At 33.3% G+C, this 501-nt stretch carries 1 protein-coding gene; it reads left to right on the top strand.

Annotated elements, in window-relative coordinates:
* The coding region (locus AC3G7N_RS22875; RefSeq protein WP_489424379.1) for a putative ABC transporter permease subunit at positions 1-501 on the top strand (501 nt) is incomplete at both ends.

The raw sequence follows: 501 nt of genomic DNA, 5'->3' as shown, positions 1-501 counted from the left end.
CTTATTTTAGCAATTGTTATTTACTTCATCTCAAATGGTATTTGGCACATCAGTGAATCAATTCCTGTACCTATCATTAAAGGAATCATTTCCTATGCGTTTATTGCAGTGATTGGTTTTATATTATTAATCGGGCTGCCTCAAGTTTTTAAGCATTTATATGCTGCAACAGACCTGCAAATGTTATTCACCATGCCAATACCTACACGAAATATTTTCTGGGTGAAGTACATACAAAGCTTCATAGGAATTCCTTTAGCACTTTTTCTAGTGTTCATTATTCCATTAATCGTTTATGGGATAGCAATCAATGCTAATATTCTTTTTTATCCAGTCCTGATTTTAGTTGTATTATCTTTTGTCATAATTGGGCTTTCGATTGCTTATTTATTAAATCTAGTCTTAATTCAACTAATACCGGGCAACCGTGCAAATGAGTTCATGACCATTATGAGTGCTTTATCAGGACTAATTGTGTATGCACTCTTTGTCTTTCCAAAC

The sequence above is a fragment of the Virgibacillus carmonensis genome (assembly GCF_057836705.1).
This window is presented reverse-complemented; position numbering and strand designations above follow the sequence as displayed.